The organism is Catenovulum adriaticum (assembly GCF_026725475.1).
In the GTDB taxonomy this organism is placed as follows: Bacteria; Pseudomonadota; Gammaproteobacteria; order Enterobacterales; family Alteromonadaceae; genus Catenovulum; species Catenovulum adriaticum.
Window position 1 is genome coordinate 1,568,479 of record NZ_CP109965.1, and the last position, 25,732, is coordinate 1,594,210.

The window sequence follows — 25,732 nt, forward strand, 5'->3', positions numbered from 1 at the left end:
TTACCTTGTTAACGCCGAATCCAAGTTAAACAAAAGTGTCCCTATCTGGCTAAATGCCAAAGTTTGATCCTGCTCTGCGGTTTGTAAAAGCGCCAGCCAAGTTTGTTTTAACTCGCTCAGTTCATCTGGCGTGGGTGGACGCGAGGTCACTTTTAAAAACGCCTGCTGCAAAGTCTGTTCAATATTCTTGTTGGCTAAATAGTCTTTTTGTAATAAGCCACCCAGCGCATTGCTTGCTTCAACATAAACCGGATCGTTTAAGGTCACTAAAGCTTGCAAAGGTGTATTAGTTGCAATGCGTTTACCGTGGCTAATTTCGCGGGTTTCCATATCAAAGGTTAAAAAGCTTGGGTAGATATACGCGCGTTTAATAAAAGTATAAATTGCCCGTCGGTACCGGTTTTTGCCTTCTGCGCTCTGCCAATCTTTAATCACCCGCCCCATGCGTCCCCATATGCCTTCAGGCTGCGGTGGCATGACAGGTTTACCAAACATCTCTGGGTTAAATAACTCACTGCTAAGCAGCGCTTGATCGCGCACCATTTCGGCCGTTAAACGGCGTTTTTTAGCTCTGGATAACCAAATATTTTGTGGGTCTTGTTGAATATCTGCAGCGCTCGCATCAGACGACTGTCGGTAGGTTTCACTCATTACCATCAGCTTAAGTAATTTTTTAATATCCCACTGGTAGTCATTTTGAAAAGTCAGCGCTAAATAATCTAACAATTCAGGATGGCTTGGTAATTCGCCCGAGCTACCAAAATCGCCGACAGTGCTGACTAAACCTCGGCCAAACAACTGCTGCCAAAAATGGTTAACCGCAACCCGCGCGGTTAAGGGTTGCTCTTTTTGAAAAAACCAATTGGCTAACGCTAAACGATCTACTTTTTGTTGTTCAGCTAACGATGGAAAAATTGCGGGTGTGCTCGGTTTTAACAATGGCCCCTGTTTAGCTAAAAAGTTACCACGGGAAAACAAGGCTGTACCACGCTGATTATAATCATCCTGCGCTTGCATAATAGGTAACTGAGTACCTTTAACTGGTTTTAGCTGCTGGCTAACTTGCTGATATTCTGTAATGAGCTGCGAACGTTCTGGGCTCTTGGCATATTCAATTAAACCTGTATCCGAGCTAACTGCAATCCTAAAACGATGCAGCTCAGACGGCATGCCTTCGTTTAAGTTACGATACTGATATTGTTTTATCACTACCTCAAACGACTCACCCGCAGTCAGTTGCACTGGCTCTGCAAATACCGCAATGCTCTCAATGGGTGAAAACAACCTGTGACTATATAAACCATTCGCTGCACCGATATTATTGCCCTCTGCCAAACGGCGCAGCTGATCACCAATAGATTCACCCTGCAAACTCATAAAATCTTTAATGATTAATTTTTCCGCTTGACCATTTTTACTGACTTTATAAATATCGATATGATCAAGTGACACCGAAAATTCTGGGGTATGCCGCGCTTTTTTTTCATTCAGTGGTAGCGCAGATAACTTGATCGCTGAGACCGACTGTTTTTGCTCAAGCGCTTGTGTGGTTAAAATAAGCCGTGTTTTAGCGCTAAAGGTATTTTTGTGGTTAAATTCCCCATTAACAACCTGCATGGGTTCAGGCTGGTAATTTGCTGCATTTAATTGTGCCAACATTGCTTCGCGTTTTTTTAAATCACGTTTAGCATACATCAAAGGATATTTTTGTTTGTCCGGATCTAAGGTTTCTAGCCGTTTTTTTAACCCAAATATTTCATCTTGCAAGGCCGTTTTATCATCAGTAAGCGCTTTAACAATAGGCAACTTTGTCCAATCATTTACTGAGTTATTAAGCTTGTGTGTTTGTGCTAAAGCGACATTTTCCAGTTCGTTTAAACGTATCTGCCAGTCAAATGCCTTGTTTTGCATCTTTTTATCATCGGCAATTAATAAATGCGGGCCATCATGGCGTCGGTCAGCATCTCGTGTCGTATTAAAAAAGGCTAACGATTGATAATATTCTTCATGTTCTATCGGATCATAAGGATGTGAATGGCACTGCACACACTCCATGGTTATGCCATTAATCGCTTGCCAAGTCGTGGCAACTCTATCCATTACAGCAATTACTCTAAATTCTTCATCATCTGTGCCGCCTTCACTATTGACTGGGGTTTGACGATGAAAACTGGTTGCAATCAAATCTTGCATGCTTTTATTAGGCAATAAATCGCCCGCCAATTGTTTAATCACAAATTGATCATATGGCAGGTTTTGATTAAACGCTTTGATCACCCAATCACGATATGGCCAGCTGGCGCGGTATTCATCTCGGGTGTAACCCTGACTATCTGCATAACGCGCTAAATCTAACCACATCGCAGCCCAGCGCTCACCAAAATGTGGCGACGCCAACAAACGGTCAACTTGTTTTTCGTAGGCTGTAGCTGTGTTATCGCTAATAAAATCTTCGATTTCAGCTAAGCTTGGTGGCATACCAATGAGATCTAAACTTAACCGCCGAAGTTGACGATACTTATCCGCTCGTGGATTCATTTGCAGATTTTGCGCTTGCAAAGAGTGTTCAACAAATTGATCAATAGGATGCCCAGTTTTGCCCATCTTAGCTGGCAGCTCTGTTTTAACCGGCTTTTTAAACGCCCAGTGTTTTTCCCACTTAGCGCCTTGTTTTATCCATAATTTAAGCTTTTGGATTTTTTCTTCAGACAAAGGTGGCGCATTGTACGGCATGCGTAAACTTATATCCTGAGTCTCTAAACGCGCAATCAGCTCTGACCCGTCAGGATCGCCGGGTTTAATGGTTAAACGGCCTGAGTGCCCACGTGCATACGCTTCTTTTTGATAAACAAAAGACACACCTGCTTGTTTACTCACACCACCATGACACCCAGTGCAATGCTCGGTTAATATCGGCCGAATATCTTTATTAAAACTGATCACAGGCTCAGACTTTGTCTCTGAGTCTGTTTGACAGCCCTGTGTTAAATAGGTCAAAAACAAAAGGCATATAAGTTTTTGCAAGCGCATTAATTACTCCACTAAACTCAGGTCAAAGCGTAAAATACGGCCCCATTTGTTATATTCCGAAATATACAAGTTGCCTTTTGAATCAAAACTAATGCCGTGGGGTGAGGTAAAAATACCATGACGCCATTTTTCTGGAGGGGTTTTATTTTTGTCGGTTTCACTGCGGTTATTATTGGTGCCTAAATGCTGGATCACGACACCTTGTTTATCTAAAATTGTGACTCGACCCGAAATTTCAGCAACCGCCGCATATCCGTTAAAAAAATCAATAGCGCTGGGGCGGCGTAAGTTAGTGGCATAATCACCAATTAAATGCCCTTCAAGGGTTAAATGCACCAATCTATGATTTGCTCTATCGGCACATAAAATCCGATTATCTTGGTATCTAGGGTCAATATAAATTTTATGGCAATTATTAAATTTCCAAGGTGCTTCACGACCACCAAAAGTCGTAATATATTGGCCGTCAGCCGAAAATTTATGGATGTAGTCTAAACCATACCCATCCACGACAAATAATTCCCCTTGTTGATTAACAGCAGTGGCGGTTAAACGCAGTGGTCGTGGCATCCAGCCTTTGGCGTTTTTAACCTGAGGTTTTTGATATTTTTTGGGGATCTGAGACAAAGCATCTATGTTTAAAACACGCTCGCCGGATAAACGCATTTTAAAGATTTTATGGCCAGACATTTCAGCCCCATAAATAAACTCTTCGCCGCTTGCATCCGCCTGAATTACAAAACCATGAATATCTTTCGGCGCATTTGGCACATTGTTTAAATATTCACCTTGTTGATTGTATATTTGAATGCCGCCGTTAGGACCTATCACACTGACATATACATCACCATTTTTGGCAACATCAATGCCACCATGTGAGTTGCCAACTTGACTGCGGCCATCCGCCAACAAGGGCCAAGCATCCGCTTGGCTAGCCTGGTGATATATTTCATTATGGGCTTTAAGTGCGGGGTTAAATACTAAAAAAGCCAACAGAATTACAGCTTGTATTTTTATCATAGGATTTGCCATTGTGTTTTTTATCTTTGTATTTAAAAGACTAGATTAAATGGCAAATTTAAACCTCTAAAATATAAACTTCCTTACTACAAAATATAAACATTTAAAAAAGTAAATATAATTCAACTAGTTATCATCTAAATTTTGTTTATATTGGCCAGGTGTGCAACCTACTTGTTTTTTAAAAACCGTATTAAAATAATTAGAATTGTTAAAACCCACCGCAAATGCGGTTTCTGTTATTGAATGACTTTTTAGCAGATATTTGGCTTTTTCGATGCGAACTTGGGCCAAATATTGATTCAGCGTTTGCCCAACTTGAGCTTTAAACACCCGCATTAAATGGCCTTTACTTAAGCCTACTTGAGAGGCAATGGTCTCAATATCTATGGCTTGGTGAGCATGTTCAAAGATATAAGTTTTAGCTTGTTCAACCTGTTTTTTAATGCGTAAGTCAGCACTTTGGCTTAACAGATCTGAATATTCAGCAGCTTCTTCGGCCACTAACCGACTTAACTCGGCCATATCGCGGCTACTATCTATGGCTTGGTTTTTTTCTTGATGTCGCAGCATTAAACTACTGGAATCGCCACCGGCTTCAATGCTTGAATCTGTCAGCCGATTTAAAATATCGCGCACTCGCATTTTATAAAGCTCTAAATCACCGTCCGAGGTTTTTTCCAGCTTGCTGAGTAGCGCTCTGATTTCTTCAGTTTTTTCAGCACTGCTTGATTTTATTTGAAAGAATAATTCATCTTTTAATAGCGCCGCTTTGCCTTTGATATTGCGAATATTTTGAAACACCGCATACGCCCAGCATAAAGCACACACCACAGAGCCGGTATAATACAGCCAATAATCGATATATCCTGCACTGCCTAAAAAGAACAACAAAGCAAAACTTAATGCACCCACCAAAAACAGGCTTAACTGAGTTTGTCGTGGGCTGCTGTGAACTTTTATTAACAGCAATAAACAAGGTAATAACAGCAAGCTAAAGCCAGCCCAAATTTGCACTTGATGTGCAACGTACTGATGCTGCTTTGGCAAAAGCTGCGCCGTTAACGCGAGTGGCTCAAAAGCCCCCTGAAAAACGCCCATAAAATAAACATACAATAGCCCAAATAAAGCGCCAACTAACCATGGGGGATATAATAGATAGGCAGACCGTTTAATGCCGGCGTGTAAGCTGGCCCCTATTACTAAAGCTGGCATACCCAGCGCAAATAATAAAAACACTCGGCTGTATAATAACCAGATTGAGATTTCAGGCGCAGAAAAGTGTTGCAGTGAGCGGCCAAATAAAAAATACGCAAGGCAAGCCAAAAAAAGCAGATAATAACCATACTCTCGGCTGATTTGCCTGCGCACTAAAATAAAATATATCATCACAGAAACAATGATCTGTGATGATATAACTGGCATCACTAAAAATCTAAATAGCGTTGCACTATCAGTAAAAAATTCCATCTATTAATTGATTAAAAATCTTCCTGTTTATAAGGCTGCTGTCGATCTTTAGTGTTTTCGCGAACCTGTTTAATGAGTTCAGGTTCAACATGGCTGCCTGTATCCGCATTGTTACCCCAAGCATTACGAATATAAGTCGCAATTGCAGCTAAATCTCGGTCACTAATATCTGGGCGAGCAGCCAATCCAGGCATTACCGCCGAAGTTTGCCAAAGTGTTCTTTTAACCCAAATTGGACCAGATAAACCATGCAACAAAACTTTAGCAAGCTTTTCTTTTTCTTCAATAACCCATTGGCTACCCCAGAAGGTTGGACCTAAACCATCTATGCCGTTGCCATCTGCCCCATGACAGCCAAAACAAGCGGCTGGCCCCGAATATAACTGTTTACCTTCATCATATAAGGTTTGGCCGAGTTCACTTAATTGCGCTCGGTTGGTTCGGTCCGCTGGTTTTTTACCTAAGTTATTTAATATATACATAAGTTCAGCATCCGGATGCTGATCGCCTAGTTTTTCGATAAATGCTTTGCTGCGAGTGCCTAAACCACTAACAACGACATCTCGCACAAGGGGTTTACCTAAATATAAATCTAATACTTTTAGGTTTAATTCAATCGCTGAATCAGGGATCAATCTGGCAGAAACTGCGGCTGCTTGTAACGCCAAATCATAATCTTTGGCAATAAGGTTTTTCAACACCCCAATTAGCTTAGTTTGCTCAGATTCTGGGATCGCATCCGATACCGCAATGGCGGTTGCCGCAATTTGTTTATTCTGGTGATGTAAAGCATCTTGCAGGCTTTGTAAGTCTACGCCGTTAAGTGCATGCAAAGTCCATAATAAATTAGCAACAGCCGGAAAATCATCTGATTGCAAAGCCGTATTCAACGCCTCTTTAAGTGGTTGAATGATGGTTTGATCTGGCTCACTTTGAATAATTAAACGCCGTGCTGTATCACGCCACCAACCATTTTTATGGCTTAAATAAGGCGCTAACTGTGCACCGCTTTTGCCGATCATCTTAGGTTGTGCACCACGCGCCTTTTCTGCCCATCTAACCCGATAAATACGGCCCATGGTATTGTTATTTTTATCCAAATCACGCGCTTTAATTTGCTCACTTAAATAAGTGGTTAAAAATTCTTTATGCTGCAAAATGCCATGGTACATATCTAAAAAATAAATAGTGCCATCCGGCGCTGTATACATATTAACGGGTCTAAAGCGCTCATCGGTAGAGGCTAACAACTCGTGGCCTGGATAAATTAACTCACCTGCCATTTTGCCTAAGTTTTGTTTAACATAGCGCGCCGAAATTAAGTTAGCTGCTGGGCCTGGAGTTAAGCCCATGCCATAAAATTTTTCAGGGTAATTGTCGCCTCGATAAATTAAACTGCCGCTGGCGGCGGTAAAACCTTTAAGTTTGGCTTTATCTTCACCCTCTTCAATTAAAAAACCATCCATATAACCACGGTTTACCCCAGGGTTCATGCGAGCAGGGTAAATATTGGGTGGGCCAATTCGATCGGCTTTATTTTTTGGCCAAAAACCTGGATTTTGTGTCAGGGTACCGGGCAGCAGGTATTCGCCCTGCAATGGTGAACTATTGCCATTGTGATACAAACGACCAAAATCATCATGGGTTACCCCCCACTGACCACGATAATCTGTATTGGCTTTAACCATTTTCCAAAGATCATTGCGGTAGATTTCTTTTGCACCTTTTGGCACCTCGGCATCGAGAGCTAACACCTGATATTTTTTATTACTTTTGGCGTTATAGTACCAATTATCTAAGTTATACAGCATGGTATTAGGTTTATGCTCAAGGGTGCCACCTTTTGCATAAATGGGATCCACCACATCTCGTTTAACCAGTTTAACTTGGCCATTGTTTTCTTCAATTTGCGCAAAAAACAACTGGGTGTGGTCTGCGTACAATACGCCGCCTTTTACTAGGCTAATGGTTCTAGGTAATATTGCATCTGAGATCAACAAAGTACGTTTGTCCACCTTGCCATCGTTATTCTGATCTTCTAGCATCACAATATTGCCTTCAGGCACATGCTCACCATCACCATAGATATTTGGCATATAGCGCGTCATTTCTGCTACCCACATGCGCCCGTTGCCATCAAACGTCATCGCCACTGGGTTAAACACATTAGGCTCTGAGACCACAGGCTCAACCACAAAACCATCCGCTACCTGCATGGCTTTTAATGAATCTTCAACTGATAAAATAGGCGCGGGTGGGATCTGATCTTTAGGGATCACATCTTTCATCACATGCCCCTTACGATCTCCTTTCATTTTTCTAGGTTCTTGGGGTTCTTTATTAATTTCAGCTTTTTCAGCATCTTGCGCAAAGGTGGCAGGATGTACTAATAAATTAGCTGTGACTAAGGAGATAAGTAACTTGGTTTTCATAATTTAGCCTTACAAAGGGGTAATCTGAATATTTTTAAACAACACGGTATTTGTTCGATCACCCTGCTTTTTAAACTTCCAACTGCCATGATGCTGGATACCGATATGCCCTTCGCTTAAGTTGCTATCGATAACATCAACCGTTAACACACCATTTACCCATATTTGAATATGCTCGCCTTGTGCTTTAATTTTGTAATGATTCCATTGTGTGTGTTTATAAGCATTAGCTTTTTCTTCTGTCCATTTAGGTGATAAATTCTTTTTAAACTGTTCACCGGGTTTGGAACGTTTTTCATGCAGCGGAAATAACCACTGCCGCGCTGTGCCTTGCTCGTACAAACCGCCACTCCATTTTCGATCACTAGGGTCAACCTCAGCCTGATAGCCATACGCAGTTTGAGTGCCGTCTTTTTTATTCCTTATTTGTGCACGAAAAATAATGCCACTATTGGAATACTCCTTGTCCACCGTTGGCATTTTCACATCAGCTTCTAAAATAAAATCTGAATAACGCTTTTTGCTTAATAAAAACCAATTACCCGTAGAAATCAGTTCTAAGTTTTCACCTGATTTTTTAACTTCTCCGTATGGATAGACGTTTTTCCAGTTATCTAGACTGTCTGACAAAGTTTCTGCCGCAACATTAAAAGTTAACAGTAAACCCAGACTGATACTGCTAACCAGTGTTTTTAATTCCATTATTTTTTTCCTAAAACTTTTAGTTAACTCAACTCTAATTAAATTTATAAGTAATTACAACATTTTAAACTTAAACTTCAAACCTTAAACCTTAACGTGACTGACTCACTAGAGAAATATTTGCGAGTTTAAATAAAAACCACTTATTGATGAGAATTTGGTCGAGGGGTACAGCTCACAATAAGCAACCTAAAAAAATAATTAAGGAAATCCTAATGACTGATATTAAAAATACGCTATTGCTGGCAGCCAGTTTAACGCTGATCACTGCCTGTTCAATTGACTTAAACTCCGATGATGATACAAAAACAGAAGAAACTGAGACGGAAACAGACAATCCAGATACCACACCTGAGCAACCAGCATTTACTGAATTTAAAATTGGTTTATTGCCTGACACCCAAGGCGGCTCAGACGCTCAAGGCCAGTCCCATGTTGCTATGCACCCTATGTCTGAACTGTTAAAACAACAAAGTGCTATGAACATAGATATGGTTATTGCCTTGGGTGACTTAACCGATGGTGGTTCAGAAATTGAATTTAACGAATGGCGCTCAGTTGCCGAACAATATGCTGAACAAGGCATTGAATTTTTACCGGTCATGGGTAATCACGAAACCAGTTATGCGTATACGGTTAACTGGATTAAACATATGAAAAACGTATCTCTACAAACATATAAATAAGCTTTCACACGCAATAATAAAAATAAATCATGTTTAATTTTCGGTCGCAATAAGGTTTTTATAACATTGGGTATTTGGATATGTTATTATTTTTAGCAACGTATTTAACAACTAAACTGATTGTAAATAAACTGAGCAATTGCACTTATTTTATTTATTGTGCGAATTTAAAGAACAAAAAAGGCTATTATTTTTGAAGCACACTTGGCTCATCCTATTATTTGCTTTATTAACACTGCAATCCACAAATGCTGTGTTAGAGCGTCACCATATTGAAAGTAATACTGATAAGCATCTAGTGGCAAATTCAACCAATTCAGCAAAACATGAGCTTAGTCACCACCAACTGTCTGAATACAACAATGGCACCGTTTCATCACATGATACGGAGGTAGACTGTAATCATTGCTGCCATTGCCATAAAGTTAAACCATTTAGCGGGAGTCCTATTCGACCTCATGCGATGCCTTTAGCTTTTCAAAATCAATTTATCGACCAAGATGAATTTGTTCAAAGCCAAACCATTACCAGCTTATATCGCCCTCCTAAATTAGCAAGTTAATCCCAAAAACATTCCAATAAAACTTAATTTATTTAACTGGTTAACTGCCAGTTATCGTAATGCATTTATTGGCCATAAAAATAGATTTAAATTAATTTAATATAGGATTAACGCTATGTATTTGCGTTTATTAAGCCGTTGTTTTATGCAAAATAATTGGCAAACGTGTATTCGTTTTGGCTTGGCAAGCAGCCTATTATATTCATTGAGTATCAATTCAATCGCTGCTGATTTATCCAGCCAATCAATTTCATCCGATAAAACCCTGACATTAAATCAGGCGGTTAAACAAACTTTGCGGCAGCACCCTAGTTTGCAAATCTTTCCATTAAAGCAAAAGCAGCTAAATGCTCAACGCCAAACTGCCGAGTTAAATCCCGCAACAGAAGTTAATGTTAAAACTGAAAATTTTTTAGGCACAGGTAAAAATCGCCTACTAAAATCTGCAGAACTAACGTTAACTTTATCTTCTGTCATTGAGTTGGGCGATAAACGCCAAGCTCGAATCAATCAAGTAAATAGCTCAGTTGATGAATCAAACATAGCGCAGCAAGTGAGTTCGCTTAACTTAATTGCACAAGTTACCCAGCACTATGTTGAAACGCTTGCTGCTCAAGCTTATGTTAAATTAGCTCAGCAGTCGGTAGACTTAGCCAAAATAGTCGTTGACAAAGTCAACAAGCGAGCTACTGCAGGCGGTGCACCTGAGGCTGAAGTAAATTTAGCTAAAGCCAATTTATTAACGGCAGAGCTTACCTTAACGCAAAATCAACAAGATTTTGAATTTAATAAAACCATGCTCAGTTTATTTTGGAACACCCAATTGGTCCATAAACCGGCTGGTTTTAAATCACTTAGCGGAGATTTATTTAACTTTGGTGAAGCTATCTCTTTTAACCAACTATTTGAGCGATTAAAAAGCAACCCGCAAGTTCAAATGCAAATGGCACAGCAAAGATCAAAATTAGCTGAAATTAACTTAGCTAAAAGCCAATCAACTGCAGATTTAAGCTGGTCTTTAGGTGTTAAATATGACAATGAGGCAAATGAATCCGCTTTGGTTGCGAGCGCCAATATGCCTTTGTATCAGCAAAAGCGTAATCAGGGTCAAGTAAAAGCGTTATCAGCGCAGCGTGAACAAATATTAATTGAACAAAAAAATACTTTATTAGACTTACAGCGCCAGCTTTACCAAGCTTTTAGTCTACGTTCTCAAAGTATTTCTGCAGTCGATACGCTAAAAAATAAAGTGATTCCGTTATTAAAACAAAGTTTAAGCCAAACGGAAGCCGCCTATTTAGCAGGTCGTTATCCATACAGTGAATGGGAAAGTGCTTATACATCTTTATTACAAGCTCAAACTTCTCTCATTGATCACGCTCAAATTGCACTTAAACAGACAGCTCAAATAGAGCGAGTCAGCGCACTCAATTTAATGAAACCTGCGAACTCAACCGCAGCGCTTAAGGATTATTAAGATGAATTTAATAAATCGCTTCAACCCATTTTTATCCGCCACTCGTTTTGCTCAACTCAATTTAGCCGTTTTGAGTTTAGGAATGTTAGCCATGCTATCGGCTTTTTCCACTAATGCATCAGATGGGCATTCAACCGAAAATGAACCTCATCATGATCAAGTTATCATTGACGATAAAATAGCCGAACAAGCGGGTATACAAACCCAAACAGTGAAACCCGGGCCAATTGGTCAAACAATCACGGCTTATGGCGAAATCGTTTATCACCCTACCCAAGTGAGCCACGTTCGAGCACGCTTTAATGGTGTCATCAATAATGTCACCGTTGATATTGGCGATGAAGTAAAAGCGGGTCAAATTTTAGCTAATATAGAGTCCAATGAAAGTTTAAAGCCTTATCCATTAAAATCACCTATTTCGGGTATAGTGACCGACAGGCATGCCAATGCAGGTGAATTATCGCTGCAACAAGTTTTGTTTACTATCGCTAATGAAAAAATCCGTTGGGTTGAGCTTAAAATTTTCCCAAGCCAACAATCAAAAGTAACGGCAGGGCAAACCGTGTGGGTGCATGTGCCAACCTCCCCTTCAACACCAAATCAATCTTTAGCTAAACCATCAAGCCAACTCAACACAACTCGGTTAAAAGCTAAAATTATGCATATAGTCCCGAGCCCTCAAGCAAAACCTTATTTAATTGCGCATCTTAAATTAGTTAATTCAGAAACTAATTTTCATCCTGGTTTAATGGTGACTGCTGATATTGTGGTTAGCCAAAAATCAGCCAATATGCGCGTCAATAACCATGCCATCCAAATGCACGAAGGCCATAAAGTTGTTTTTATTAAAAAAGAACAAGCTTATATAGCGCGTAAGATTTCTATCGGCCAACAAGATAACCTTTACACTGAAATAAACTCAGGTTTAACAGCAGGCGATGTTTATGTCAGCCAAAACAGCTATTTAATCAAAGCTGATTTAGCGAAATCATCAGCTAGTCATAGCCATTAATCTGGGAGATTATGATGATTGAATTTATTTTAAAATTCGCAATTAATCGGCGTTGGTTAGTGCTTTGTTCAAGCTTATTGATTATTGTGGTGGGTTTGTTCAGCTACCAAAAATTGTCTATTGATGCTGTGCCCGATATTACCAATGTTCAGGTGCAAATTAATACGCAAGCGGTTGGTTATTCGCCACTTGAATCCGAGCAAAGAATTACGTTTATCGTAGAAACGGCGCTGGCGGGTTTACCAAATTTAGCCTATACCCGTTCATTATCTCGTTACGGTTTATCTCAAGTGACTGCGGTATTTGAAGAAGGCACAGATTTATACTTTGCTCGAAATCTGATTAACCAGCAGTTATCCAGTATAAAAAGCCAATTACCCTCAGGCATAACCCCAAAAATGGGGCCAATTGCCACAGGCTTGGGTGAAATTTTTAATTATGCTGTAAAAGCAAATCCAAATGCTAAACAAGCGAATGGCGAAGCTTATGATGCAACCGCGTTACGTGAAATTCAAGATTGGATAATTAAACCTCAACTCGCGTTAGTTAAAGGCGTTACTGAAGTGAATACGATTGGCGGTTATGCCAAACAATTTCATATCACCCCAAGTACTCAACAAATGCTTCAATATAATATTGATTTTAATATGATTGTTGAAGCGGTCAAAAATAATAATCAAAATCAAGGCGCTGGTTATATTGAACAAAATGGGCAACAACTATTAGTGAGATCGCCGGGTCAGTTAAGCAAAATAACCGAACTTGAAAATTTAGTGATAACACAGTTTGATCAGGTGCCAATTAAAATTTCAGATATTGCTGATGTCGCCATTGGTAAATCACTCAGAACGGGCGCTGCAACTCTAAACGGAGATGAAACCGTTATTGGTACCGCGATGATGCTGGTGGGCGAAAATTCGCAGGCAGTCGCTCAGGCTGTTGCCAAAAAACTAGAAAATATTCAAAACTCGTTACCCGCTGGCGTGGTCATTGAAACCCTTTACGACAGAACTCGTTTAGTCGATAAAGCCATCAACACAGTGCAAACCAATTTAGTTGAAGGGGCTTTATTGGTTATCTTTATTTTGTTTTTATTACTGGGAAATTTAAGAGCTGCCTTGATAACGGCGTTAGTGATTCCATTAACCATGCTCGCCACTATAACCGGCATGGTTAAAATGGGGGTATCAGCCAATTTGATGAGTTTAGGCGCGTTAGATTTTGGATTGATCGTCGATGGTGCGGTCATAATAGTTGAAAATTCAATTCTAAAATTATCACATACGAAACATAAACCTGATTTAAAAGAGCGTTTAGCTTTAGTATTCGACGCCACTAATGAAGTTATCCGCCCTAGCCTGTTTGGTATTACCATTATCACTGTAGTGTATATCCCCTTATTTAGCTTAACTGGGGTTGAAGGTAAAATGTTTCACCCTATGGCGGCGACTGTAGTGATGGCGTTATTAACCGCCATGGTATTAGCATTTACATTTGTACCCGCCGCCATTGCTATTTTTATGACAGACAAAGTAAGTGAAAAACAAAGCCCAATTATTTCAGCGGCCAAATGGGGTTATTTACCAGTATTAAAATTAGCTTTAAAACTTAAATATTTAGTTTTATCTTTAGCTGTGGCTTTGCTTATTTTTACTGGCTGGTTAGCAACCACACTTGGCACTGAATTTGTGCCTCAGCTCAATGAAGGTGATATTGCGATGCATGCCATGCGAATTCCGGGTACAGGGGTTGAACAAGCGGTAAAAATGCAACACCAACTTGAGCAGAGCATTTTATCATTTGAAGAAGTTGATAAAGTATTTGGCAAAATAGGCACACCACAAGTGGCCACCGATCCTATGCCGCCCAATGTCGCAGATAATTTTATTATGCTTAAACCTCGCCAGCATTGGCCTGATCCGACTTTAACTCAAGCTCAACTCATTAAAAAAATTGAAGCCAAAGTTAAAACGATTCCCGGCAATAATTATGAGTTTACCCAGCCTATTCAGATGCGTTTCAACGAATTAATTTCTGGCGTTAGAGCCGATTTAGCCATAAAGGTGTTTGGCGATGACTTAGATTTATTACTACAAACCGCTCAACAAATCAGTAAAAGTTTACATAAAGTAGAAGGCGCAGCAGATGTAAAAGTTGAACAAGTAGACGGTTTACCTATGCTTTCAATTGAGCCAAAACGCATTGCGCTGGCCCGTTATGGGTTAACAGTTGCTCAGTTACAACAAACGGTAGCGACCGCCATTGGCGGCCAATCTGCTGGACTGATTTTTCAGGGCGACAGACGATTCGAAATTATCGTGCGTTTACCCGAACAACAAAGGGTAAAAATTGAAAAATTAAAAGATCTGCCGCTTCAATTTTCTACTGGCGAATATGTCCCGCTTGGTGAAGTCGCCAACATCGTATTATCGCCGCAACCGGCGCAAATTAGTCGAGAAAACGGAAAGCGACGCGTGGTTGTGACAGCTAATGTTAGAGGCAGAGATTTAGGCTCATTTGTACAAGCTGCACAGCAAAATATTTCCCAAGAAGTTAATATACCCGCTGGATACTGGTTAGATTATGGTGGTACGTTTGAGCAACTTGAATCGGCTAGCCAAACCTTAGTGTTTGTAGTACCTGTTACTTTACTGGTAATTTTTGCGTTATTAATATTAGCATTTGGCTCGTTTAAAGACGCGTTAATTATTTTTACGGGTGTACCTTTGGCCTTAACTGGCGGGATAATGGCACTTTGGTTAAGAGATATGCCGCTCTCCATATCTGCTGGTGTTGGCTTTATTGCCCTATCCGGCATCGCGGTTTTAAATGGCTTAGTGTTATTGTCTTTTATTAAGCAAAAATTTAATCAAAATGGTGATTTATATGATGCCATTATTGATGGAGCTATGACGCGACTCCGACCTGTATTAATGACTGCCTTAGTTGCCAGTTTAGGATTTGTCCCTATGGCGATGAATATAGGCACGGGAGCTGAGGTGCAAAGGCCACTAGCAACCGTCGTTATTGGCGGTATTATTTCATCAACACTGCTGACCTTATTTGTGCTACCGGTTTTATATCGGCTATTTAACCGTAACAAAAAGCCTATTAAAAGCGTTCAAATAGGATAAAAGTAACTAAAACCAGCAGACAGAAGCAAGCTTGATATTGAATGAATTGGAATTTAATCAAGCTTGCTTTACTTAAACTGGGCGAGTAAAACTGAGCGGATACAACTGGGCCGAATCAACATTTAAGCGCATCCACTTGTACTCGCTCACTTTAAACAAGCTAGCATTCAAAAAAACAAGAATTCAAACCCGATATAACTCATTCGGTTTATAGTCACGGTTAGCGTTTAACACTAACTCAGCTTCAATATCTCGCCTTTTATGTAAGCCTGATAACTGAGGTCCCCATAATCGCTTCATCTGCAAGATGCTATTGGCAATCGACTGGTAGTTTTGACTTTTCACCAAATCGACTAAATCTCGCATCTCCTGACGGCTTGGTTTATTCGCTAAACTGGCCCCTCGATTATATACCAAAGACACTAATGCCGTTTGTGCATCGGGTTTTAATTGGATCATTTCAGGGTAAATTCTTAACGTTTGTTTTGCATATAAGGTTAATGTTGAATTGATAAAAACCTGCATTGCCGATTTATAAGAAATACTAACTTGTTGAAACTCGGCTAATTTGAGTTTGGCCGTCTGTCCCGTCAACCCGCAGGCTGGTAATAAATAATTTATTTGTTTTTTCGTTAATATCCATTGCCAATGGTGTTTAAAGCTATCCGAATTTTGATAACCTAAATCATATCCAATACCAATGGTAATACCCGAGCTAGCACCAGGCCAACAAGGCTTACGTAAATATTTTTGATAATACGCTTTTGAGCCCACCTCAAAACTAATTAATTTATCTATGCCTTTTTGACTCAGCTGTAGGCCCAAATTTTGATTGATGGGTTTTAAAGCTTCAGGGGTGATATTTAAATGTGATTCTAATGCAGTTAATGTTTGCGCACCTAAAATACCATCAGCTTCAACACCCAATGCCTGTTGAATAGACTTAAGCCGAGCGCTTGTCGTGCGGATCATTTGATACCCTCTTAGCCAATTGCAAATATTTGATTGTGACAACAGGCTAATGGGGTTTAATCTCAACTCGTAATTAACTTACTCGCCATAAAACTACTGATGATTAAATAAGAGTCGAATTCAGATACAGCTAAAACCACAGACAAATGGTTAAGCCAAACAATGTTGATTGCAGATAATAAAATAATATTTATAAACGAACATTTATAAAAGAATATTAAAAGTATGGAGGCTCGGTTCTGGTTGTCAAATTACCAGAGTGTAAACTGGCAAAATATTCTGTTTAATCGTTTGCATAAGAAAAACGCCCTAAAGGGCGATTTACAAAATGGTCGTCAAAAGAGCAATAAGCCCTAGCAAAAATTAATCGTCAATATCGGATATTGGAAAACCAAAAATAGGTGTTGTAAATTTATCTGTTTTTACACGCGCATTAATTTTACCGGTTTTTAACAGTCGATTTTCAGTTAAATCTTCTAAAAAGTAATTACACTCAGCGATACCATGATACATATCAACTGCCAACAAACTAATAGAGGTGCTACGCTCTGGTTCAGCTAAATTAATAATCGGCAAAGAAAAACCTGCTTGGTCTCTATCAGTGCCTAACGAAGTAAAAAAGAATTTCAGTTTGTAACTGGCATTAGGATCATCTGCATCCACAAAACGCACATTGTATTTTTCAATAAGCTCAGTTTTTATTCGCTCTTCTGCATATAGTTGTACTTGATTATGAATAACAAAATGACTTTCAAACACAATTGCTTTATCGCGAATCACAGAAATCGGCTCTTTAGCCATTTCTTTTGCCATATCGCGAATACTATAAGTGACCAATCTTTGCTCAGTTGACCCAGTAAAACGCTCACCAGCCTGACGAGTAGAGCAAGCAGAAACAAACAGCGTTAAACTTATGAGCGATATTAATTTTAAATAGTTCATCCAGTATTCATTTCACCTTTAATATAAAAAACGAGTCATATAAAAACTAATGGTTATTTAAACATCTTGGAACAAAAAAGCCGAGATGTTTTTATCTCGGCTTTTCAAAAGTGTTGAACGAGTCAACTTACTTTTAGCTTATTTTTTTAATACAGCAGCAACTGCGTCAGCAATATAATCAACATTTGAATTTGAAATGCCAGCAATATTAATTCGGCTGCTACCTGCCATATAAATTGAGTACTCATCACGAATCGCTTGTACTTGCTCAGGCGTTATACCCAAGAAAGTAAACATACCATTTTGACGGTTAATAAAGTCAAAACTTTGGTCAACATCACGCGCGTGTAATTTATCAACTAATAAAGCACGTAATGAACGCATACGAGCACACATTTCTGCTAGCTCAGTTTTCCATTCAGTTGTTAGAGCTTCATCCCCTAATAATATACCTACAGTCGCACCGCCATATGAAGGTGGCATAGAGTAAATTTCACGAGCAATGTTTAATACGTGCGTTAATGCAATGCCAGCGGCTACCGGGCTTTCGCTAATAGTGGTAATTAAACCAGTACGCTCACGGTATAAACCAAAGTTTTTAGAACAAGAAGTTGCAATTAAAGCTTCTGGTACTTTACTTAATAAATGACGAACGCCTTGTACGTCTGTTTCTAAATCAGTACCAAAACCTTGATAAGCAATATCAATAAATGGGGTAAACCCGTTTTCAACGGCTAAATCTGCAATTTTTGGCCATAAATCAGCAGGAATATCTTCACCTGTCGGGTTATGACAACAACCGTGTAATAATACAACGTCGTCTTTGCCTAATTTAGCAAAAGCTTCAAGCATTTCATCTGCTCTTAACTGGTTATTTACTTTGTCATAATATGGGTATTCTTCACTTGCTAAACCGGTCGATTTAATCAACGCATTATGGTTTGCCCAAGTAGGACCACTCACCCATATTTTTGCATTTGGGTTACCGCGTTTGATTAATTCAAAACCTAACTTTAATGAACCTGTGCCGCCTGGCGCTTGAACAGATTCAACTCGGTTTGAGCTTAATAAAGGATTATCAGCACCTAAAACAAGCTTTTCCATGCCATCTAAGAATGCTTGATTACCACGAGCTTGAATGTAAGATTTTGATTCTTCGCTATCGAGTAAAATTTGAAGCGATTTTTTTACACTGGTCAGAATAGGCGTATTGCCCTCTTCTGTTTTATAAACACCAACACCCAAGTCAACTTTTTTCGGGTTGTCGTCTTGACGGTATGCTACCGCAATGCCTAATAAAGGATCGGCTGGTAAAGCTGTTAGTTGCTGAAACATGAATTGAGCTTCCTACTTTGTGAATGTAAAAAATAAACGCCATTATCATACACCAGCTAATTCAAAGTTAACAGAATTAAGCTGGGATTATTTGTGATTAAGTGAATATTTATTCACTTATATTGGATATAAACCCATTCCTATCAAGTCAAAAACAATAAAAATTTGACGATTAACCTATTTTTGATTAAAGTTCGCGCCAATTGTTACAGGTGCCAATTTATTTTGGTTAAACGGGAAGTTTAGTTAAACGCTAACGCTGCCCCCGCAACGGTAATCAACGAAATATTTGTAAAAATGTCCACTGTTAATTAATGGGAAGGACACAAATTGAGGCACATGCCACGTTGAAAGCCCGGAGACCGGCCTGAAACATTCACAACCAGAATTGCGGTGGGCGATTTGAGTTGACTAAAACCAATATCAGTCAATTTGCCTGCTTGGGTTTTATGTTACCTCCCCACCCTTGTTATTTGTATAAAGGGTTTTCATGAATACCAAATCAACTTTTATTTTTATCTTCTATGGCTTGCTATTAACCGCTAAGCCCGCCTTAGCTAAAAGTGAAATTAAAGATGTGATTAAAGTTGAAGGCGAAAAAACCACATATAAAACCAATTATACCTTGCTTCAACGGTCTGACTTTTTATCAAAAGGCTCAAGTTTATCTGACATTATACAAAAACAAACTGGCGTTCAAATTAGACAGGTTGGTGGGATTGGTAATCAAGTTTCAGTTTCAATCAGAGGCAGTACCCATAAACAAGTTCAGTTTTATATTGACGGCCAACTGATTAATTCAGGTCAATTCGGCGGGTTTGACTTAAACCAACTGCCACTTGAACAAATTCAAAGTATTGAAATTAGTAAAAGTCAGGCAGTTGATACGGGGTCAACCCCCATTGGTGGGGTGATTAAAATTAACACTTTAGATCCTAACAAAAACCAAACCCGAATCAGTGGCGCAATAGGCTCTTTTAATTTAGCGCAGTTAAGTGCCGTAAAAAGTGTTCAGTTAGGCGGGCATCAAATGAGTGCTAATTTATCTTATTTAACCACAGCCAATAATTATCCATATCATGTGCCGGCCCCATTAAACAATCCTCAGCAGTCAACCGAAGAAAAACTCAGAAACAACGACTATCAAAAACTAAGTGCCTATATAAATGATAGCTTTGTGATAGGCGATCATAAAATAAAAGCTTCTTTTCAATTTACTGGACAAGATAAAAAACTCCCCAGTTACCGTAATAACTCCAATAAAAATAAAGCTTCGCTTGATACCAACACCCGCAGATCAAGCTTGTCAGATGACTGGTTGGTGGATCATGGTTTAATTGAACGTATTTCAGCCGAAGCTTATGTAGAGTCAAAAAAAGAAATCTATTGGGATAAATTTATCTCAACTAAACCAAAACGGTACGATTATAAAACGGATACTCAGGCTATTAACTTGAGTGCTTTGGTTAATTTAAATGCCATTAAAGCCACGCCTTACCTTAAATTTTCTGATAGTGAATACCAATCTGAATCCGCTAATGGCAAACAAGGTAAAGGCTGTAATGGCGTTAGTAGTTGCGATATTATTGCCCAGCAAACTCAAATGCACTTAGGTAGCCGTTTTGAATTTAATCAAAATAATTGGTCTGCACATTTATTATTAAATCAATTGTTTGACGATAATAGCAATCAACTCAACCAACAAACCGAATTTGAGTTTGAGCCAAAAAATAACCACAATAATTATTTTAGTTTTGATTCCAGTTTAAGTTACCAGCTTAACCAGCAATTTTTTAGTATTAATGCAGCAAAAGGTTTACGCACCCCAAGTTTATTTGAGCGTTATGGCGATCGAGGTATGTTAAAAGGTAATGACGATTTATCGCCTGAAGCCTCTTCAACGTTTTCGTTCGCTTATGCGATTCAATCAAAAAATTGGCAGTTAGATTCAAGTCTTTATACCACCCAACTTGAAGATGCGATTATCGCAATTTATAACAGCAGCGGCGTTGGCTCTTATCAAAATATCTCAAAGGCGCAAATATTGGGCTTTGAGCTCACGAGCCAATACCAAATCTCATCTCAATTTGATTTATTGTTAAATTTAACCTTACAAGATTCAAATACAGACTCGATTGAAACTGCGTATGACAACAAAATGTTGCCTGGCATTTATCATGAACAATACCAAGTTGAAATAAAATATCAGCCGATACAAGCATTTAACCTGTCACTAAGTGCCTCACACGATAAAGCACTCTATATTTCACGCGCCAATATAGACGACAGTCAAGCAAAACGTACGCTTGTCGATATTAATAGCCAATATCAAATGAACAATTGGCGTTTTGCACTGCAAATTTTAAATTTATCTGATCAACGTTATCAAAATTTGGCCAATCGCCCTGCCGTTGGTCGCTCATTTAAACTCAGCGTTACCTTCAATTATGAATAATAGAGGATTTAAACCTATGACACGCGCCATTTTTAAAACCAGTCTAATCGCATCAGCTTTATTTTTAGCTGCCTGTTCATCTGACAATAACAGCAATAACAATGACGAAATTAAAGCACCGATTTCAGGCGTTGCCATTCAAACAGTAAACTCTGATTATACAAGTGGTCAAGAAGTGGTTGTTTTAGATAGCCAAAGCTTTGAAATTACCACCGACGGAATCGGTAAAACGCTAGTTAAAACCGACTACAGCATTAAAACGTATCAGGATGATATTTATCATATTGGCAAGTTTGGCATAGATACTATTGAAAAATTCACCGCCGAAAATCTGCAAAATTCTGCGTATAGTTTTTCAACTCAACAAGCGGGTGAAGAAGCATCTGGTAACCCTTATGATATTGTGTTTGTAAATGAAGAGAAAGCTTTTGTGATCCGTTATGGTTCAGATAAAGTTTTAATAATTAACCCAAGTGCAACTCAAGATTCAGAGTTTATTATCGGCAGTATTGATCTTTCTGCTTATAATACAGAAAAAGGCGAACCAACTGCGGCTGATGGTTTGATCCACGACGATAAGTTATACGTGATTATGCAGCGTTTAGATGCTGCTTGGGCACCGGAAACTGCCTATGTAGCAATATTCGATGTGCAAACAGGTGAAGAAATTGAAACTAATGCTAATTCAGAAGATACCTTAAAAGGAATCCCACTAAACGGCACTAATCCACAGCAGGATAGCTTAACTGTATATGGCGAAAATTTATATGTAACGACCCATGCACCTTATTCAGCCACTGATATTTCAGCGAGCAAAATAGAAAAAATCAGTTTAAATAACTACGCCTTAACTGAAGTTTTAAATGCAACAGATATTGAAGGTAATACCACTGGTTTAATTAACGAATCTGTTATTGTTAATGATGAACAAGGTTATTTTTATGTATCTGGTGGCTGGCCTGCGGTTTCCAGCTTATACCAATTTAATCCATCAACAGGTGAGATCACACAAGCTGATATTGCTGCAACAGCAATTAATAATGAAGGCATTGCTGATATTGCATTAGATACTGAAAACAGACTATGGATTTCAGTATCTAATGCCGCGACACCAGGTGTTGACGTTTATTCAGTTGAAGATAACAGCTTACTTGAAAACCGCATTACCACTGATTTACCACCTACTCGTGTAGAGTTTTTATTCTAAATAAATAACAAAAAGAAAGTAAACAAAGCGCTTTAATAACCGTGAAAACCACAGTCATTATCGCGCTTTTTATTTATCAAATTACTCATCAAAAATCTTATATAAGCTTAGCTTTTGAAGGTTTTTTGAAAATCATTTTTAATTTAGTCAACTTGGCATAAAAAGGCGCAAAGGGATAAAAATAAAGCGCGATTAAACTGTCATATTTGCCACTAGCGTTATTACAACCAAACTTGAGCTTAAAAGGTTTCATTTTTGGCGCTAAAATATGCGATCTAGCACAAATGTCCCAAATAGATAAACAAGTGCCAAAATTACAATCAAAGTGTACTGGGTTATTACTGTGATGCAATTGATGTTGCGCTGGGCTGATAAATATATATTCAATTCTTTTCCCCCAACTTAACCAGATATGTGAGTGCCTTAAATTAGCCCCTAAAATATTAAACACAAAAATAAACAAGTTAGCGCCCAAAACATCAAGCATCGTTAAGCCGGGTCCAAACATCAGCATTCCAATCCCAACGGCAATACCTTGTACAAGCGTCATACGCATTGCATAAAGTGCTCCTTCGACTGGATGCGATCGAAATACTGTCAATGGGGTTAACACTTCTGCACTATGGTGAATTTGATGAAAACGCCATAAAAAAGGCACTTTATGTAACACATAATGCAATGCAAAACGGGTAAAATCATCGAGTAAAAATAGAATTAACGTAAAGTAAAACAAGTTTATGTTTGAGTGACTAATTAAATTGGCAGGCCCCCTAACGCCAGAAAAACTATCATAAATAAAAATGGCAATAGGGAAACTCGCAAACAAAAATGGCGTGACAAAAACCGCTTTAATAACTCGATTAAGCAGCATCAATTTATAATCTGTTTGGGCACTGCGATGCCACCAAATCTTTGAATTAAAAACCGCAGCCAAACATCCAGTAAATGATTTAGGTTTTTCAGTTCGATAAGCTTTGACCATTAAGATACTCATCGCCAAAGCTAACGAAGCTAACAAATAAAGCCAATACATACGTTTATTGGCATCGAACAAGTCCATTACCAAATCAATTACATTTGTATTAAACCAGCTTATCAAAGTGTCCATAATCAGTAGTTAAATTAGTAGTTAAACTTGTAGCCCAATATTAAAGTTCTGGGTTTGCCAGGTCTCGCTCCATTTGGCCGGCGGCTGACAATTTGAGTTTCATCAGTGACATTATCTATTTTTAAATAAATGCTTTGCTCGTTGGTCAAAAGATAATTGGCCGATAAATCAACCATAGTTGTGCTTGGGATCAGCTTGCCTGATAAAACGGCACCTGCGCCGGCGGTTTCTTGCATTTCACTTGTATATTTTATTTGTGCAGATAATTGCCAATCAGTCGCTCGTAATCCAAGCGATAAAGCCAAACTATGTTCAGGTTGATATGGCATAGAATCGCCCTTGGTTACCAGCCCCCATTGTGGGTAGTCAGAATCAAAACTTTGCTCAAATTCAGAATAAATATAGCTATAAGTAAAACTCCAAGGCATATCAATAGATGTATTTATCGACAAAACGCTAGCGACTTGGCTTTCTAAACCTGCAACATTGACATTACCGCCGTTAAAGTCAGTATCTAGCGGGCAGTTTGACGATTGTGAAAACGTACAACTTTCTTTTAAATTACTATAATCGTTGTAAAACAACGCAAATTCCGTTTTTAGATTTTTGTGGTTTTGTCTAAACCCTATTTCATAATTAATGCTTTGCTCAGCCTCTACTGATTGGTCATTTTGTTGAGGGCTGCTAGGCACATACCCTTTGTGTACACCCGCAAACACCCCATAATCTGCTGATAAACGATAAAATGCGCTTAAACTGGGCAACCAGATACGGCTTTCTTTTTCTAGCCAGTCGTTGTCATTTTTTCTGTTTTGATAACGTGAATCAATATATTCCCCACGTACTCCAGCCGTTAGGGTTAGTTGCTCAATTTGGATGGCATCTTGCGCATAAATAGAAACCGCGGTCGCTTCCTCACGGTTTACCGTAGTAAAGGTTTTCTCACTGGCTTGCCCTAACTGGCCTTGCGAACTCATTTGATACGTTTGCTCAAAATGATCTCGGTTAATATAATCTTTATGTAAACGTAAACCTAGGTCTACATTATGTTGCAAACCCGATAGTTCAAACTGCCAACCTAAATCGGTTTGTAAGCCTTGTGAGCGATAATTTCTGTCATTGGTCCCTAAAATAATATCGCCGCTTTCACTGCCGTTAAGTCGTGCGTAATACTCTTGGTTTTCAGGATCATCGGGCGCAGTTAAAACCTCTAACAACGCGGGCGCATTTTGACCTAAAGAACTGATTTTACGCCAATCTCGGGCAAAATCATGGCGGTATAATCGGGTTAATACGTTAAATTCAGCGAGCTCAATAAAGTGCGTTAATTGATAGGTTTGGTGATCCCAGTTCATTCGATCTTCACTGGTTGCCGCGTAACGTCGGTACGGTGAATCAGCAAAATCCTGATCCGTTAAGCCTAGGTAAGTTTCGTTTGAAGTTTCGTCGGCGTAAGCCAATTTAAGTTCAAGGTAATGTGCTTGGTTATCCTGACTTAAATCATACTTAAGTTTTGTCATAATATCGTTTTTTTCAAATCCGGTATCTTGCTTTGAAAAATCAATATTTTTAAAACCATCAGCTTGAGTATGTAAGCCTTCAATTAAATAACCAAACTTACCACTGCTATTTCCATGATGTAAATGAGCTTTATTATAATTATCAGAGCCATATGCTAAATCTATTCCTGTTTCCGCATATTTAGGCACTGCTCGTGTTACTAAATTTAATGCCCCCGCCACCGTATTTGGTCCATATTTTATAGCGGCTGGACCTTTAAAAATTTCCACAGCCGTCATGCGACTCACCATAGGAAAATAATAAGCCGATGGTGCAGAATAAGGCGCTGGTGAGATAAGTATGCCATCTTCCATTAACGATATTTTTTTACTACGCTCGGGGGTTGTCCCACGAAAACCTATATTTGGTCTTAATCCGTAACCGTCTTCTTCACGAATATTAACGCCTGGCACATTAGCCAACACTTTATTGATGTCGTCAAACTCAAATTGGGCCAGAGCTTCTTCGCCAATTAAGCTAGTTGCTCCACCTTGTGTTCTGAGTTTATCGTGCGTGCCTAAAATTTGAATATGCTCAACGTAGCTTTCTTGAGTCTGTTCGCCATTCGCTAATTGAGAGTACAAACAAGCAGATGCTATTAAAAGCGTAATTTTATTATATTTCATTG

Annotated in this window: 17 protein-coding genes and 1 riboswitch; of the genes, 7 read left to right on the forward strand and 10 right to left on the reverse strand. The window is 39.0% G+C overall.

Annotation, left to right across the window (positions count from 1 at the left end; all coding sequences use genetic code 11):
- From OLW01_RS06990 to OLW01_RS07010, 5 genes are all read right to left on the reverse strand, one after another.
- On the reverse strand, nt 1-3,030 hold the full coding sequence (locus OLW01_RS06990) for a PSD1 and planctomycete cytochrome C domain-containing protein (RefSeq protein WP_268076087.1): 3,030 nt from the start codon (nt 3,028-3,030) through the stop codon (nt 1-3).
- A gap of 3 nt (nt 3,031-3,033) precedes the next feature.
- The gene (locus OLW01_RS06995; protein ID WP_268076089.1) at nt 3,034-4,050 is read right to left on the reverse strand and encodes an NHL repeat-containing protein; all 1,017 of its coding nucleotides are present in this window, start codon (nt 4,048-4,050) and stop codon (nt 3,034-3,036) included.
- Between the two features lie 126 nt (nt 4,051-4,176).
- Entirely contained in the window at nt 4,177-5,520 is a 1,344-nt protein-coding gene (locus OLW01_RS07000; RefSeq protein ID WP_268076090.1) for a helix-turn-helix transcriptional regulator, read from the reverse strand.
- Nucleotides 5,521-5,531: 11 nt separating this feature from the next.
- On the reverse strand, nt 5,532-7,952 hold the full coding sequence (locus OLW01_RS07005; RefSeq protein ID WP_268076091.1) for a PVC-type heme-binding CxxCH protein: 2,421 nt from the start codon (nt 7,950-7,952) through the stop codon (nt 5,532-5,534).
- Nucleotides 7,953-7,961: 9 nt separating this feature from the next.
- Nucleotides 7,962-8,654: a 3-keto-disaccharide hydrolase gene (locus OLW01_RS07010; protein ID WP_268076092.1), complete on the reverse strand. Its 693-nt coding sequence runs from the start codon at nt 8,652-8,654 to the stop codon at nt 7,962-7,964.
- Nucleotides 8,655-8,869: 215 nt separating this feature from the next.
- On the opposite strand from OLW01_RS07010, the gene OLW01_RS07015 reads away from it, so the two are divergent.
- The 5 genes from OLW01_RS07015 (at nt 8,870) to OLW01_RS07035 (ending at nt 15,525) form a co-directional block, all read left to right on the forward strand.
- Nucleotides 8,870-9,340, forward strand: coding sequence for a metallophosphoesterase family protein (locus OLW01_RS07015; protein ID WP_268076094.1), 471 nt, complete (start codon nt 8,870-8,872; stop codon nt 9,338-9,340).
- 193 nt (nt 9,341-9,533) lie between these two features.
- Nucleotides 9,534-9,902, forward strand: a complete 369-nt coding sequence (locus OLW01_RS07020; protein ID WP_268076095.1) for a hypothetical protein — start codon at nt 9,534-9,536, stop codon at nt 9,900-9,902.
- 115 nt (nt 9,903-10,017) lie between these two features.
- Nucleotides 10,018-11,379: a TolC family protein gene (locus OLW01_RS07025; protein WP_268076097.1), complete on the forward strand. Its 1,362-nt coding sequence runs from the start codon at nt 10,018-10,020 to the stop codon at nt 11,377-11,379.
- Nucleotide 11,380: 1 nt separating this feature from the next.
- Entirely contained in the window at nt 11,381-12,391 is a 1,011-nt protein-coding gene (locus OLW01_RS07030) for an efflux RND transporter periplasmic adaptor subunit (protein ID WP_268076098.1), read from the forward strand.
- A gap of 14 nt (nt 12,392-12,405) precedes the next feature.
- On the forward strand, nt 12,406-15,525 hold the full coding sequence (locus tag OLW01_RS07035) for an efflux RND transporter permease subunit (protein WP_268076181.1): 3,120 nt from the start codon (nt 12,406-12,408) through the stop codon (nt 15,523-15,525).
- A 183-nt stretch (nt 15,526-15,708) separates the two neighbouring features.
- Here the strand turns inward: OLW01_RS07035 and OLW01_RS07040 are convergent, their stop codons facing one another.
- The 3 genes from OLW01_RS07040 to OLW01_RS07050 all read right to left on the reverse strand — a co-directional run bounded on the left by OLW01_RS07040 (nt 15,709) and on the right by OLW01_RS07050 (nt 18,774).
- Nucleotides 15,709-16,497: a glycoside hydrolase family protein gene (locus OLW01_RS07040; protein WP_268076099.1), complete on the reverse strand. Its 789-nt coding sequence runs from the start codon at nt 16,495-16,497 to the stop codon at nt 15,709-15,711.
- Between the two features lie 363 nt (nt 16,498-16,860).
- Nucleotides 16,861-17,439, reverse strand: a complete 579-nt coding sequence (locus OLW01_RS07045; protein WP_268076100.1) for a hypothetical protein — start codon at nt 17,437-17,439, stop codon at nt 16,861-16,863.
- A 138-nt stretch (nt 17,440-17,577) separates the two neighbouring features.
- Nucleotides 17,578-18,774 carry an amino acid aminotransferase gene (locus OLW01_RS07050; protein ID WP_268076101.1) on the reverse strand — a complete coding sequence of 399 codons (1,197 nt, stop codon included), beginning with the start codon at nt 18,772-18,774 and terminating at the stop codon, nt 17,578-17,580.
- Nucleotides 18,775-18,967: 193 nt separating this feature from the next.
- A riboswitch (cobalamin riboswitch) is annotated at nt 18,968-19,159 on the forward strand.
- 105 nt (nt 19,160-19,264) lie between these two features.
- Between OLW01_RS07050 and OLW01_RS07055 the strand changes: the two genes are divergently transcribed.
- Nucleotides 19,265-21,229 (forward strand): TonB-dependent receptor, encoded by a 1,965-nt coding sequence (locus tag OLW01_RS07055; RefSeq protein WP_268076102.1) that lies wholly within the window; start codon nt 19,265-19,267, stop codon nt 21,227-21,229.
- A 16-nt stretch (nt 21,230-21,245) separates the two neighbouring features.
- On the forward strand, nt 21,246-22,436 hold the full coding sequence (locus OLW01_RS07060) for a cadherin repeat domain-containing protein (RefSeq protein ID WP_268076104.1): 1,191 nt from the start codon (nt 21,246-21,248) through the stop codon (nt 22,434-22,436).
- Nucleotides 22,437-22,533: 97 nt separating this feature from the next.
- On the opposite strand, the gene OLW01_RS07065 is transcribed toward OLW01_RS07060, so the two are convergent.
- Together OLW01_RS07065 and OLW01_RS07070 are read right to left on the reverse strand one after the other, a co-directional pair.
- Nucleotides 22,534-23,496, reverse strand: coding sequence for a sterol desaturase family protein (locus tag OLW01_RS07065; RefSeq protein ID WP_268076107.1), 963 nt, complete (start codon nt 23,494-23,496; stop codon nt 22,534-22,536).
- A gap of 62 nt (nt 23,497-23,558) precedes the next feature.
- Nucleotides 23,559-25,730: a TonB-dependent receptor family protein gene (locus OLW01_RS07070; protein ID WP_268076109.1), complete on the reverse strand. Its 2,172-nt coding sequence runs from the start codon at nt 25,728-25,730 to the stop codon at nt 23,559-23,561.
- Nucleotides 25,731-25,732: the final 2 nt, after the last annotated feature.

Bases quoted from the DNA above. Each gene is read 5' to 3' on its own strand.
- OLW01_RS07015 (WP_268076094.1), top strand. From the start codon at position 8,870: ATGACTGATATTAAAAATACGCTATTGCTGGCAGCCAGTTTAACGCTG.
- OLW01_RS07005 (WP_268076091.1), bottom strand. From the start codon at position 7,952: ATGAAAACCAAGTTACTTATCTCCTTAGTCACAGCTAATTTATTAGTA.
- OLW01_RS06995 (WP_268076089.1), bottom strand. From the start codon at position 4,050: ATGATAAAAATACAAGCTGTAATTCTGTTGGCTTTTTTAGTATTTAAC.
- OLW01_RS07030 (WP_268076098.1), top strand. From the start codon at position 11,381: ATGAATTTAATAAATCGCTTCAACCCATTTTTATCCGCCACTCGTTTT.
- OLW01_RS07045 (WP_268076100.1), bottom strand. From the start codon at position 17,439: ATGAACTATTTAAAATTAATATCGCTCATAAGTTTAACGCTGTTTGTT.
- OLW01_RS07050 (WP_268076101.1), bottom strand. From the start codon at position 18,774: ATGTTTCAGCAACTAACAGCTTTACCAGCCGATCCTTTATTAGGCATT.
- OLW01_RS07000 (WP_268076090.1), bottom strand. From the start codon at position 5,520: ATGGAATTTTTTACTGATAGTGCAACGCTATTTAGATTTTTAGTGATG.
- OLW01_RS07070 (WP_268076109.1), bottom strand. From the start codon at position 25,730: ATGAAATATAATAAAATTACGCTTTTAATAGCATCTGCTTGTTTGTAC.
- OLW01_RS06990 (WP_268076087.1), bottom strand. From the start codon at position 3,030: ATGCGCTTGCAAAAACTTATATGCCTTTTGTTTTTGACCTATTTAACA.
- OLW01_RS07025 (WP_268076097.1), top strand. From the start codon at position 10,018: ATGTATTTGCGTTTATTAAGCCGTTGTTTTATGCAAAATAATTGGCAA.
- OLW01_RS07060 (WP_268076104.1), top strand. From the start codon at position 21,246: ATGACACGCGCCATTTTTAAAACCAGTCTAATCGCATCAGCTTTATTT.
- OLW01_RS07065 (WP_268076107.1), bottom strand. From the start codon at position 23,496: ATGGACTTGTTCGATGCCAATAAACGTATGTATTGGCTTTATTTGTTA.
- OLW01_RS07055 (WP_268076102.1), top strand. From the start codon at position 19,265: ATGAATACCAAATCAACTTTTATTTTTATCTTCTATGGCTTGCTATTA.
- OLW01_RS07035 (WP_268076181.1), top strand. From the start codon at position 12,406: ATGATTGAATTTATTTTAAAATTCGCAATTAATCGGCGTTGGTTAGTG.
- OLW01_RS07010 (WP_268076092.1), bottom strand. From the start codon at position 8,654: ATGGAATTAAAAACACTGGTTAGCAGTATCAGTCTGGGTTTACTGTTA.
- OLW01_RS07040 (WP_268076099.1), bottom strand. From the start codon at position 16,497: ATGATCCGCACGACAAGCGCTCGGCTTAAGTCTATTCAACAGGCATTG.